This is a genomic window from Ruegeria sp. CF1 (assembly GCF_056537445.1).
In genome coordinates, this window is sequence record NZ_JBQFRN010000009.1 from 20570 (window position 1) to 32202 (window position 11633).

Genomic DNA, 11633 nt, shown 5'->3' on the forward strand with positions numbered 1-11633 from the left:
TGGGTTTCAATCCTCGAAACACGCGGCGCGTCCATCTGCGCGGATGGTGGCCGCTCCATCCAGAATTGACGCGGCACGCCTGCGGGTCCGCACCGATGGATCCGTAACCGACCGGTTGCGCGGGGATGGCAGAATCGCCGCCACACGCGCCGCTTGTGTCGGAGACATTTTTGCCGCACTCACGCCATAATACTTCTGCGCCGCGGCCTCGACGCCAAAGATCCCTTGTCCGGTTTCCGCGACGTTCAGATACACTTCGAGAATGCGCTGCTTGCTCCAGACGATTTCAACAATCGGAGTCATCGAGGTTTCAAGTGCCTTGCGGACCCAGCTGCGCCCCTGCCAGAGAAATACATTCTTGACCACCTGCTGCGTGATGGTCGATGCACCCCGGCTGCCGCCATCTTCCAGCGCATCGCGGATCGCTTCGACATCAAAGCCCCAATGCAGGCAGAAGTTGGCATCCTCGGCTGCTACGACCGACCGCGCCATGATCGGGGCAATCTCTTCGATCGGCACCCACTCGCGATCAACCTTCCCAAGCCGCCGCCACTCGGACCAGATCGTATGCGTGACCGGCGGGTTCACGACTGAATAGATCAGAACCAAAGACACAAAAGCCACGACCATCGCCAGAACAACACGAAGGGTCCAGCGCCGTATCCGAGCGATGAGGCCTGTTGTTTTGTTTGATCTGGACGCCTTCTTTTTCTTACCGCGCGGTTTGCGGACTGCTTTTTTTGCCATGCCTTGCTATACGCCGCGAAGGGCGTATTTGAAACGGATTATTTCGACAACATCTGTCCGTCGCGCGGTCGCACAACCGGGCGTGCAGTTCTGACTGAGGCTGCTCCGCGCGCCGCCAACTCCGGGAACAAGGCCAATACTTCTGCTTGCGTCCGACGCTCGGCCTGGGTCAGTGCATGTCCCGGGTAGTAGCTTTCACTTTTGGCGCCATTGGCGAACACGATCTCATGTCGCCGGAACAGAATGTGGATATAATCCACCTCGCCCCCTTCGACACGCGTGACTGTTGTTCCGTTCACAAGACAATGGGCAGCGATCAGAACTTCTTCATGGCCAAACAGGTAGGGTGCACGCCAATCATCGATCAGCATCCTGTGCTGCGGCGAAACAAGCAGAGGGCGCGTGAGCCCGAACATCCCTGTCTCGAACCGAATTGGGGCCAGTTTACCCTCGGCTGCTACCTTGGTCCGACCAATCCAGAGCACAGGTTTGGCGCCGCTATCCGCGGTCGTAACCAGATCTCCAAGTTTCAGGTCCTCGACCGGTCGGGGCCCATCGGGGGTATTAATCAATGTGCCGGGCGTAAAGCAGGGCGGACCGAGATCACCGTTGGCGATATCGATCGAACCAAACGAAGCCCCATCATCGCTAAAATCGGTGACTGAAGAAGAAACAAACGTGCCTTGCTGCAGAACCGATCCGTCTGTTGGGGTAAAAACCTCGCGCCCGTCAGCAAGGTAGAAGGTAACGCCGGTATATGTAACCTGCGCACCACCCGGCAACTCGATCGTCACCATATCATCGAAGTAAGACGCAGTGATATCAGATCCATCAACCGAGTCTCCATTCAGCCGGTTGACCAGATCATCGTCATTCTGATCGATGATATCAAAGAACTCGACGTTCAGCGTGGATCCAACAACGGTTCCGTTCGCACCCGGATTGGCCGGGTCGAGCACAAAAAACTGGTCTGTATACGTCGTGGGCACACCGATATTCCACTTCACTCACATCATTGGGATAGCAGCATGCCTGCATTTCCCGAATAAACTATGACTAAAGCTAGGCGTTATGCACGGCATTACACAAGAATTGGAAACAATATGGCCAGACAAAAGAATACCCGGCGTGTTGGGAACGACACGCCGGGCCAAAGATTTAGATCTCTCAAGACCTATTCTGCAGGAACCGCCGCCACTTCGGTGGTCAGAGGATGACTGAGCTTGTTCAACATCTCTTTTGGGCAAACCTGCAGGAAGTTGGTCTTTTCCACATCCCAATGCTGTAAGATATCAATGGCTTTGCGGCTATTGGTTTCCGCAACATGGCGCTCGATCATTGCTTTCAGCTGATCTTCCCAATGGTCCACTGTCACCGGACAGGTGACAAGCGTCTCCATGTTCATCAGCGCTTCGGCCTTGCCTTCGGGGTCGTACAGATAAGCCATACCACCCGTCATCCCCGCACCAAAGTTGGCACCGATATCGCCGAGAATAACCGCAACGCCGCCGGTCATGTATTCACATCCGTTCGAGCCGCAGCCTTCGATCACCACTCTGGCACCTGAATTTCGCACCGCGAACCGCTCACCTGCGCGGCCTGCTGCAAATAGGTGGCCATCGGTGGCACCGTATAGGACGGTGTTGCCAATGATGGTGTTATATTCCGCCTTGAGGGGGCTCACCTGCGGGGGCCGCACAACGATCATGCCGCCCGAAAGCCCCTTGCCGACATAGTCGTTGGCATCACCCGAGACCTCCAGCTTGAGACCTGGAGCGGCAAAAGCCCCCAGCGACTGGCCGGCCGAACCCTGCAGTTTCACATGCAAGTGATTGTCCTGGAACGTGTTCCGCATGCCGAAATTCTGGACGATGTGGCTTGAGACACGTGTACCCACGGTCCGATGCGTGTTCTGCACCGCGTAAGATAGTTGCATCTTCTCACCGTCTTTCAGGAATCGCGCCGCATCGCGCACAATCTCGGCATCCAGCGTATCCGGCACTGCATTACGATCCTTGTCGCGGTTGTAGACGATATCATGTGCGCCATCGACGGTGATCAACAGCGGGTTGAGGTCCAGATCATCCAGATGCGCCGATCCGCGGCTGACCTGTGCTAGCAGATCAGCACGACCGATGATTTCGTCAATCGAACGTGCGCCGAGGCTAGCCAGCAGTTCTCGCACTTCCTGTGCGTAGAAGGTGATCAGGTTCACCACCTTGTCCGCGTTGCCAGTAAACCTGGCACGTAACGATTCGTCCTGCGTACACACGCCCACCGGACAGGTGTTCGACTGGCACTGACGCACCATAATACAGCCCATTGCGATCAGGGCGGCGGTACCGATGCCGTATTCCTCAGCGCCCATCATCGCGGCCATGACGATGTCACGACCGGTGCGCAGGCCACCATCCGTCCGCAGAGTCACACGGTCGCGCAGGTTGTTCATCGCCAGAACCTGATGGGCTTCGGTCAGGCCCATTTCCCATGGCAGGCCGGCATATTTGATGCTGGTCGCAGGTGAGGCCCCAGTGCCGCCATTGTGACCCGAAATAAGGATAATATCCGCTTTCGCCTTGGCCACACCGGCAGCAATCGTGCCAACGCCCGAGGACGCCACCAGCTTAACCGTCACTTTGCAGCGCGGGTTGATCTGTTTCAGGTCATAGATCAGCTGCGCCAAATCCTCGATCGAGTAGATGTCGTGGTGCGGCGGCGGTGAGATCAGGGTCACGCCCTTGGTAGAATGCCGCAGACGCGCGATCAGGTCTGTGACTTTCATACCCGGCAGCTGACCGCCCTCACCCGGTTTCGCGCCTTGGGCGACCTTGATCTCAAGCTCTTCGCACTGGTTCAGGTATTCGGCGGTCACGCCGAACCGGCCCGAGGCCACCTGTTTGATCTTGGCCGACGGGTTGTCACCGTTGGGTTCAGGCACAAAATGCGCCGGGTCTTCACCACCTTCGCCGGAATCCGACTTCGCGCCAATCCGGTTCATCGCCACGTTCAGTGTCTTGTGCGCCTCGGGGCTGAGGGCGCCCAGCGACATGCCTGGAGTGACAAAGCGTTTGCGGATTGAAGTGATCGATTCGACCTCTTCGATCGGCACCGGCTTGCCCAGCGGCTTGAAATCCATCAGATCGCGCAAGTGAATCGGAGGATTGGACTGCATCTTGGCCGAATACTGCTTCCACAGCTCGTACGAGGCACGGTTACAGGCCATTTGCATCATGTGCATCGAGGTTGCTTCCCACGCGTGGGTCTCACCCGATTTACGCGCTTTGTAGAAACCACCGATGGGCAGAACATCCAGACCGCTGTCCCACGCTTTGGCATGGATTTCTTCGACTTTGGTCTGAATGCCGGTGACACCGATGCCGGAGATACGACTGGTCATACCCGGGAAATACTCGGCCACCATCGCGCGGCTGAGACCCACGGCTTCGAAATTCAGACCACCGCGATAGGACGAGATCACCGAAATACCCATCTTGGCCATGATCTTCAGCAGACCCTGGTCGATGGCTTCGCGATAGCGCGCAACGTTTTCGGTCAGGGTGCCGTCCAGCAGACCACGGTCAATGCGATCAGCCAGTGAATCTTCGGCCAGATAGGCGTTCACAACAGTCGCGCCACAGCCGATCAGAACCGCAAAGTAATGAGGATCAACACATTCAGCAGACCGCACGTTCAGCGAACAAAAGGTCCGCAAACCCTGACGGGTCAAATGCGAATGCACAGCACTGGTGGCCAGGATCATCGGCATCGCCACACGACCTTGCCCTGAATTCATGTCAGACAGAACCAAGTGACCCGCGCCCGAGCGCACGGCTTCCTCTGCTTCGGCTCTAACACGTGCCAAGGCGGCGCTCAGAGCGCCTCGGCCGGGTTCAAAGCTACAATCGATCTCCGCAAGGGGTGAACCCAGTTGATTGACCAGGGTGTCCCATTGTGCATTGCCGACAAAGGGGCTTTCCAGAACGATGATCTCGGTCTGGCTGCTGTCTTCGTCCAGCACGTTCTTAAGGTTGCCGAACCGCGTCTTCAGCGACATCACACGGTATTCACGCAAACTGTCGATCGGAGGGTTCGTCACCTGGCTGAAGTTCTGCCGGAAAAAGTGGCTAAGCGGGCGGTATTGCTTGGACAGAACAGCCGAGGGCGTATCATCCCCCATCGAAGCCAGCGCCTCTTTGCCGTCCTCTGCCATCGGGGCAAGAATCTGTTCTAGGTCTTCTACAGAATACCCGGCCGCGATCTGACGCTTGCGCAGTTCTTCTCCGATGAATTTCGGGTGTTCCGTCACGCCCGCAAGTGACTCGTCCAGATCGTTGATCTTGCCGACCCAGTCGCCAAACGGCAGTGCTCGGGCCAGTTTGTCCTTGATCTGCTTGTCGCGGAACAGCTTGCCCTTTTTCATATCGACAGCCAGCATCTGGCCCGGTCCCAGCGCGCCTTTTTCGGTCACGGTGGCCTCATCAATCGGCACCATACCCGCCTCGGACCCCGCGATGACCAGACCATCGCCGGTTACCACATAGCGCATCGGGCGCAGACCGTTCCGATCCAAACCGGCACATACCCAGCGGCCATCCGTCATTGCCAGCGCAGCAGGGCCATCCCAAGGTTCCATCACTGAATTGCAGTAGGAATACATGTCGCGCCAGCTTTGCGGCAGCTCGATAGCTTGCTTGGACCAGCTTTCCGGAACCAGCATGGTTTTCGCCATCGGCGCCGAGCGCCCCGCACGCACCAAGACCTCGAATACCGAGTCTAATGCGGCGGAATCCGACGATCCGCCCGCTATAATCGGTTTGATATCCTCGGCATAGACGCCAAAGCTATCCGAGGTCATGCGGATCTCGTGGCTTTTCATCCAGTTGATGTTGCCTTTCAGCGTGTTGATCTCACCGTTGTGGGCCAACATACGGAAGGGCTGGGCCAGCCACCATTGCGGGAACGTGTTGGTCGAATAGCGCTGGTGGTAAATCGCAAAAGCGGACTCGAACCGCTCATCCATCAGGTCGGGGTAGAAAACAGCGACCTGCTCGGCCAGCATCATGCCTTTATAGATGATCGACCGGCAAGACAGCGACGCCAGATACAGCCCCGAGATTCCTGCGGCCAGCGCCGCTTTTTCAATACGGCGACGAATGACATAGAGCTCACGCTCGAATGTCTCTTCATCCACGCCTTTGGAGTTCGAGATCAGGATTTGCTCAATCTCGGGCCGGGTCGCGTTGGCCTTTTCGCCCAGACAGGTCACATCAACCGGCACATGTCGCCAGCCATAAATATAGTAACCCATGCGCAGAACTTCGGTTTCCACTATAGTCCGGCATTGTTCCTGCGCGCCAAAATCCGTGCGGGGCAGGAAAACCTGACCGACAGCAACCAGTTCATCCAAGTTTGGTTCATGACCCGTGCGACGAATCTGATCATAGAAGAATGGGACCGGGATCTGCACATGGATACCTGCGCCATCCCCGGTTTTACCGTCCGCATCCACCGCGCCGCGATGCCAGATTGCCTTTAGCGCATCGATCCCGGCATCCACCACCTTGCGTGACGGCTTACCATCGACGGACACAACAAGGCCCACACCGCATGAGGAATGCTCTTCTTCCTCTGAATAGAGACCGTTTTCTGCCATCCATTTGCGCTTGGCTTCTTCGGCCCGCACCCAATCGGCATCATATTTGGTCATTGGCTGTCTCCTTCTTCCCAAGGGGGCACACAGGCTTTTGTTCATCTGTCGGCGTTCGCTTTCGAACGCATACCCGCTGGGATTTTTCGAATTGCTTTTGCGTTTTGTTTCACTCGGCTGCGATGGCGGATTTGGCGTTAAAACGCTCAATTATGGCATCTGCGCAATCGCGCCCGTCACGGATCGCCCAGACCACCAGCGAAGCACCGCGCACGATGTCGCCGATGGCATAAACGCCCTCCATCTCGGTCGCACCGGTCTGGAACGCGGCTTTGACGGTACCCCAGCGGGTCACGGGTAGATCGGGTTGACCAAACAGGGTGGGCAGGTCTTCGGGTTCGAATCCAAGCGCCTTGATCACCAGATCGGCCTCTTCGACATAGTCTGCGCCCTCAATCACTTCGGGAGCCTGACGGCCCGAGGCATCGGGCTGGCCCAGACGCATCTTCTGCACCATGACACCGTTTACCTGCTCATCGCCGGTAAAGCCTTTGGGTGCGCTAAGCCATTCGAAGATCACGCCTTCTTCCTCGGCATTCTGGGTCTCACGCTGCGAGCCCGGCATATTGGCGCGGTCCCGACGATAGAGGCATTTGACCGACGTCGCACCCTGACGAATCGACGTGCGCACGCAATCCATTGCGGTATCGCCCCCGCCGATGACGACCACTTTCTTACCTTCCGCGTTCAGGCGGCCATTGTCGAAGTCATCAACCGCATCGCCAAAACTTTTGCGATTCGAGGCTGTCAGAAAATCGATCGCCTTTTCAATCCCACCCAGACCGCTGCCGGGCATGGACAGATCACGGGATTTGTAGACGCCCGTTGCAATAATCACCGCATCATGTTTCGCGTGGATTTCCGCGAATTTCGCGGCGTCCACATCGCAGTTCAGCTCAAATGCAACACCACCGTCTGCCAGCAGGTCATTTCGGCGTTGGACGATATCCTTTTCCAGCTTGAAACCGGGAATGCCGTACATCAGCAGCCCCCCCGCACGGTCATAACGATCATAGACCGTGACCTGAACACCCGCCCGGCGCAGCATATCCGCCGCTGCCAATCCACCGGGTCCACCGCCAATGATACCCACGCTTTCGTCGCGCTCGGCACGGGGCTGAACGGGTTTAACCCAGCCTTTATCCCAGGCTGTATCGGTAATGTATTTCTCGATCGAGCCGATGGTGACCGTACCGTGGCCCGATTGCTCGATCACGCAATTGCCTTCGCACAGACGGTCCTGTGGGCAGATGCGGCCGCAGATTTCAGGGAAAGTGTTGGTAGCCTGGCTTGTTTGATACGCCTCTTCCAACCGCCCGGTTGCCGTCAGGTTCAGCCAATCAGGGATATTGTTGTGCAGCGGACAATGGGACTGGCAATAGGGCACTCCGCACTGGCTGCATCGGCTGGCCTGTTCGGCCGCCTTCTCCGCGGCGTACTCGGCATAGATTTCATCGAAGTCCTCTTTGCGGTCACTGGCGGCACGCTTTTCAGGCATGACACGATCGATCTGCACAAATTTCAGCATCGGTTGCTTGGCCACGGGTCAGACTCCATGAATTGGCTTGGTCAGGGTTCTTTAAGTGAAGTCATTCTGGATGAAAAGTCAACTGTACTGACCTATATTGAGAAAACTGCATCGCTCGATGTTTTTTCAGAAAAATTTGTCGTGTTTTTAGTTCCGATTCGGACCTATCTGAGCACTTCACTTTCCCGTTGCCCGCTTATACCCATTGTTCTCAACAAAACGAGCACGGTACCGGCAGAGTAGATGAACCTTTTTCACTTGATTCTTGTGGCGATCATTCAGGGCGTCACCGAATTCTTGCCTGTATCTTCATCCGGGCACCTGATCCTGTTGCCCCGCCTGACTGGCGCGGTTGATCAAGGCCTGGCAATCGATGTCGCCGTCCATGTAGGAACACTTGGCGCGGTTATTCTTTATTTCTGGTCAGATGTGAAACAAGCCCTAGCCGGGATACCACAAATTATCCGAGGACGAATTGAGACGCCTCAGGCGCGGTTGGCACTGGGCTTGGTCATCGCCACGATTCCGACAGTCATTGCGGGCGGGATCGTGTACCTGACGGGGCTTGAGCAGGCTCTGCGTTCAGTCGCCGTCATCGGATGGGCGATGCTTGGCTTCGGGTTAGTGCTGTATTGGATGGATCAAAAGGGGGTACAAACCAAACGTAGTTCGGACTGGGGCTTAAAGGACGCAATGATCATGGGGCTGTGGCAGATGTTGGCCTTAATCCCGGGGACTTCACGCTCGGGGATTACGATCACAGGCGCTCGCCAGCTTGGCTATACACGCGAAGATGGTGCGCGGATTGCCATGCTGATGTCGATACCAACGATCATCGCTTCGGGCGTCCTGCTTTCGATCGATGTCGTCCGTGAGGCAGATACACAGCTGGCCAAGGACGGAGCGATTGCCGCAGCCTTCGCCTTTGTTTCGGCTCTGCTCGCGCTTAACCTGATGATGCGGCTTCTGCGCAGCGTCAGTTTCACACCCTATGTGATCTACCGGGTCATCCTCGGAGCAATACTGCTAATGATCGCCTATAGCTGATCAGATGCGCAGGTTCTTGGCCGAGTTCTGAATATCGTCATACTGGCCCGCGGGGCGGAATTTCCACAGATATTCTGGCAGAACCGATTCCAACGTCGCGGGCTCGATCCCGAGGTCTGAAAAACCTTTAGCGTCATCCGCCGCCACATTATCGCGCCGCAAATTTTTAAGCTGGTCACGAGTCAGGATATTGTTCGGAAACAACTGAAAACTGACGAACTTCGCGATATCCAACACACCCGCCATGATTTTCGCCGCCCAGAAAGGCATCCCGATGATGATCCGGCGGCGATGAATTACGTCGAGCATCTGCTGCATCAACGCGCGGAAACTCTTTACCTCTGGCCCGCCCAGTTCATAAACACCGGCAGACGCTTTGCCCAGAACGCCTTGAACTGCCGCTTGCGCAACATCATCGACATAGACAGGTTGAAATTTCGTTTCCGCCCCAACGAGCGGCAGGAACGGGCTCATCCGTGTCATTCCTGCGAAGCGGTTGAAAAACTGGTCTTCGGTGCCGAAAATGACTGATGGGCGCAGAATGACGGCACCCGGCATGTGTTGCAAAACGCCCGCCTCGCCCTGCGCTTTGGTGCGCGCATATTCGCTGTCGGATTCGGGATCCACACCGATGGCCGAGATATGAACCATGCGGTCGATACCCTGAGCGGCCGCCAGCCGGGCGATCCGTTCGGCACCTTCGGCCTGCACTGCGTCGAACGCATTCTTGCCCAGCTCATTCAATACGCCTACGCAATTCACCACTGCGTCCACACCATGCATCGCTGCAGCGACCGAGGCGTCATCACGGATATTGCACAAGATAGGCTCGACCTGACCAACCGCGCCATAGGGTCTGACGAACATCGCTTCATTGGGCCGCCGTACAGCGACGCGGACACGCCAGCCTTCGGCAGCCATACGCCGCGCGATATATCGGCCGACAAAGCCCGATCCACCGTAAATCGTGACGAGTTTCGACATGATGGCGCTCCTGCTGTCTTGGTCTGAATTGATCTAGCGCCCACGAGCCCGTCGAACAAGGCGCAATAACGCCGCGCTTCTCTGAAAATCCGTCGCGTGAACCAGAAGTTGGGGCACGCATCAAAAAACTTTCAAAAACACCCCCGAATCTGGTTGACGCCCCCTGCCAGTCAGCTTAAACGCCCCTCCACGACACCTGCCCAGGTGGCGGAATTGGTAGACGCGCTAGCTTCAGGTGCTAGTGTCCGTATGGACGTGGAGGTTCGAGTCCTCTCCTGGGCACCATAACTCATGTACAATATCTAGCTAATCCATTGTTTCTGGTAGATTTACTAGGGAAACAGGTAGTTTTTCGTGCGGCAGCTGTATCACATTTTGTAGCACACTAAGGTATTTTTGCGTGTTTCCTTGTCGCCACATAGCAAGCAGAAATTCCCACCTAAACAATACCCAGAATCGATGCAAAGGTGGTCGGAATGCTCCAATCCCACCCCTGCACTTTTTGATGAAAGGAACCCACTCACTTTTTAATGCTGAGAGCTCCAAGTAAGAAAAATGCCGCCGACGAGACGTCAGCGGCATCCAGGATGTTGGTGAGTTAATGGTAAGCTTGGGCTGCAAGCTAACTCATGTTCGCGATAGCTCGTATTCTGGACATCGTATCTAGGTTTTTACGCCGGTCGTTGATTTCTCGCTCAAGCCTTTCAAAGATTGGTATGTAAAATTCGCCGTCTGCCCGACTTTGAATAGCCTTTGCTACATAAATCTTGTAATTTTCTAAGTCTTTTATCGAAACCTGCATGGGCTGTGCCTCTATTGTTGTCGTGCCCAGTTTTAAACTTTGTCAGGTTTATCAAATGTTAAGGTATTTGTGCCTTTGGCTTGGTCGGTGGCTTGCGGCGTCATATCGGCAGCAGGCTACCATTCCGGCACCTTCAAAAAGGCAAACGCTCCGGAACACCACGCTGATCTCCAAAAGTTTGGTTGCGATGCCGCCAGTGATGGATTGGACCTACATAGTCTGAAGTCCCATATTTTACTGGCATTTTTGGGGCGGTATTGGTTTTTGGCATACTTTTGGCATACCGGTTCGTGCTAGCGGCGTTTCGGCCGAAGATCGAATTGCTAGATTCCGTACGCTTTCTGCGCATACTCCAACACAAAATTGCATACGTACAAAACTACGCAAACTTCATGCATTCGATGAAACTGAGTCTGGAGATTTGAGAGCATTGCTGCCTCCTGAACTTTAAGCATTACATGATGTGTATTGTGTGTATGATGATTCAAGTGGTGTGTCAACATTTGACTCACAGTGTGTATAGTGATAGCTATGCGTTATGGAAAAACTGTCAGATACACCTCCTAAGAGGTTGCAAATACTAATGACCGAAGATGAGCTGGCACTCATTCGAAAGTATACTCACCAGAATTCGATCTATGGACGCTCTGCTGCGATCCGGGCGCTTGTGGCAGCAGGTTTAAAGGCGGAAGAGGCTGCTGGTCGTTTTGATCCGAGAGAAAAATAGGCGGCAAAACGGGCCGTTGAAAAATGTGTTCTTAACTCAACAATTTGGTTTCTTTTGGACGAAGTAATTGGGGGACGACCTAAGATTTAGT

General features: G+C 55.4%; 8 protein-coding genes and 1 tRNA gene. 4 read left to right on the top strand and 5 right to left on the bottom strand.

What is annotated here, in order from left to right; translation table 11 throughout:
- Positions 1–6: 6 nt before the first annotated feature.
- The 4 genes from mtgA to ACRZ96_RS15380 all read right to left on the bottom strand — a co-directional run bounded on the left by mtgA (position 7) and on the right by ACRZ96_RS15380 (position 7997).
- Entirely contained in the window at positions 7–747 is a 741-nt protein-coding gene (mtgA, locus tag ACRZ96_RS15365; RefSeq protein WP_170636748.1) for a monofunctional biosynthetic peptidoglycan transglycosylase, read from the bottom strand.
- Between the two features lie 38 nt (positions 748–785).
- Complete coding sequence (locus tag ACRZ96_RS15370) at positions 786–1754, bottom strand: Hint domain-containing protein (protein ID WP_480791476.1); 969 nt, start codon at positions 1752–1754, stop codon at positions 786–788.
- 167 nt (positions 1755–1921) lie between these two features.
- Positions 1922–6454, bottom strand: a complete 4533-nt coding sequence (gene gltB / locus ACRZ96_RS15375; RefSeq protein WP_480791477.1) for a glutamate synthase large subunit — start codon at positions 6452–6454, stop codon at positions 1922–1924.
- A 109-nt stretch (positions 6455–6563) separates the two neighbouring features.
- On the bottom strand, positions 6564–7997 hold the full coding sequence (locus ACRZ96_RS15380; RefSeq protein ID WP_480814800.1) for an NAD(P)-dependent oxidoreductase: 1434 nt from the start codon (positions 7995–7997) through the stop codon (positions 6564–6566).
- Between the two features lie 12 nt (positions 7998–8009).
- Between ACRZ96_RS15380 and ACRZ96_RS15385 the strand changes: the two genes are divergently transcribed.
- On the top strand, positions 8010–8225 hold the full coding sequence (locus tag ACRZ96_RS15385; RefSeq protein WP_480814801.1) for a hypothetical protein: 216 nt from the start codon (positions 8010–8012) through the stop codon (positions 8223–8225).
- Positions 8226–9029 (top strand): undecaprenyl-diphosphate phosphatase, encoded by an 804-nt coding sequence (locus ACRZ96_RS15390; RefSeq protein WP_480814802.1) that lies wholly within the window; start codon positions 8226–8228, stop codon positions 9027–9029. It begins immediately after the preceding gene.
- Here the strand turns inward: ACRZ96_RS15390 and ACRZ96_RS15395 are convergent, their stop codons facing one another.
- Positions 9030–10013, bottom strand: a complete 984-nt coding sequence (locus tag ACRZ96_RS15395; protein ID WP_480814803.1) for a complex I NDUFA9 subunit family protein — start codon at positions 10011–10013, stop codon at positions 9030–9032. It abuts the gene before it with no gap.
- Positions 10014–10211: 198 nt separating this feature from the next.
- Between ACRZ96_RS15395 and ACRZ96_RS15400 the strand changes: the two genes are divergently transcribed.
- Together ACRZ96_RS15400 and ACRZ96_RS15405 are read left to right on the top strand one after the other, a co-directional pair.
- Positions 10212–10298: transfer RNA gene (locus ACRZ96_RS15400), tRNA-Leu, on the top strand.
- A 1055-nt stretch (positions 10299–11353) separates the two neighbouring features.
- Positions 11354–11542 (top strand): hypothetical protein, encoded by a 189-nt coding sequence (locus tag ACRZ96_RS15405; RefSeq protein WP_170342507.1) that lies wholly within the window; start codon positions 11354–11356, stop codon positions 11540–11542.
- The last annotated feature ends 91 nt before the right edge of the window (positions 11543–11633 follow it).

Excerpts from the sequence above, each read along its gene's own strand:
- mtgA (WP_170636748.1), bottom strand. The coding sequence starts at position 747 with ATGGCAAAAAAAGCAGTCCGCAAACCGCGCGGTAAGAAAAAGAAGGCG.
- gltB (WP_480791477.1), bottom strand. The coding sequence starts at position 6,454 with ATGACCAAATATGATGCCGATTGGGTGCGGGCCGAAGAAGCCAAGCGC.
- ACRZ96_RS15385 (WP_480814801.1), top strand. The coding sequence starts at position 8,010 with ATGAATTGGCTTGGTCAGGGTTCTTTAAGTGAAGTCATTCTGGATGAA.
- ACRZ96_RS15390 (WP_480814802.1), top strand. The coding sequence starts at position 8,226 with ATGAACCTTTTTCACTTGATTCTTGTGGCGATCATTCAGGGCGTCACC.
- ACRZ96_RS15395 (WP_480814803.1), bottom strand. The coding sequence starts at position 10,013 with ATGTCGAAACTCGTCACGATTTACGGTGGATCGGGCTTTGTCGGCCGA.
- ACRZ96_RS15405 (WP_170342507.1), top strand. The coding sequence starts at position 11,354 with ATGGAAAAACTGTCAGATACACCTCCTAAGAGGTTGCAAATACTAATG.